The following is an 854-nucleotide window of genomic DNA, read 5'->3' as shown; positions in this document are numbered from 1 at the left end:
CTCTGTTGCAAGAATTCCGGTTGGTTGGCGAGGTCTTGTTTTCTCTGCCGTTACGCGGCCTGACCTTCGAGATTTGAAGCGAGCAGGGCGACGGCTTCCGTCAAGGCGCTCGGTCCGATACCGAAAGCGCGTTCAACGATGCGAGCTTCTCCACAGATGTCGCCGGTCAGATTGAAGATGGATGCCTGACCCTTGCGCAAGGCGCGCATGACTTCAAAACCTTTGATTGTCGCATAGGCCGTTTTCAGCTTTTTGAATCCTCTCGCCGGTTTGATCAACTGTTTCAGTTTGCCGTGATCGGCCTCTACGACATTGTTCAGGTATTTGATCTGCCGATGCACCAGCTCTTCCGGGCATTTGCCTTCGGCCTTCAGTGCTGAAATCGCGATGCCGTAGGTCGGGGCCTTGTCGGTGTTGATGACAGCCGGCATTTCCCAATCCTTCAAACCATTTAAGGCTTTGCCAAGAAAGCGCTTCGCTGCTTTGGCGTTCCGGGTGGGCGACAGATAGAAATCGATCGTGTTGCCGAACTTGTCGACGGCTCGGTATAAGTACGTCCATTGCCCGCGAACCTTCACATAGGTTTCGTCGACGCGCCAGCTTGTTGACTGCGGTTGACGCCAGTGCCAGCGCAGCCACTTTTCCATCTCCGGCGCATATTTCTGAACCCAGCGGTAAATCGTGGAATGATCCACGGGCACGCCCCGCTCGCCCATCATCTGTTCAAGATCGCGGTAACTGACACGGTAGCGGCAGTACCAGCGGACTGCCCAAAAGATAATCTCACCCTGAAAATGGCGCCACTTGAAATCGCTCATCAAAAATCTCGCTGCAAATTGTCTGCGCTCAATCCA

1 protein-coding gene is annotated in these 854 nt (G+C 54.2%); it reads right to left on the bottom strand.

Features of this window, described 5'->3' with window-relative positions; translation table 11 throughout:
• Window positions 1–50 precede the first annotated feature (50 nt).
• Window positions 51–818, bottom strand: a complete 768-nt coding sequence (locus tag HGP12_RS33755) for an IS6 family transposase (protein WP_168880247.1) — start codon at window positions 816–818, stop codon at window positions 51–53.
• Window positions 819–854: the final 36 nt, after the last annotated feature.

It is taken from the genome of Rhizobium sp. P28RR-XV (assembly GCF_012641385.1).
In the GTDB taxonomy this organism is placed as follows: Bacteria; Pseudomonadota; Alphaproteobacteria; order Rhizobiales; family Rhizobiaceae; genus Rhizobium.
The sequence above is the reverse complement of the archived record's forward strand: the minus strand, read 5'-3'. Positions and strand labels throughout refer to the sequence as shown.

Coding starts and splice junctions, on each gene's coding strand:
- HGP12_RS33755 (WP_168880247.1), bottom strand. CDS start 818: ATGAGCGATTTCAAGTGGCGCCATTTTCAGGGTGAGATTATCTTTTGG.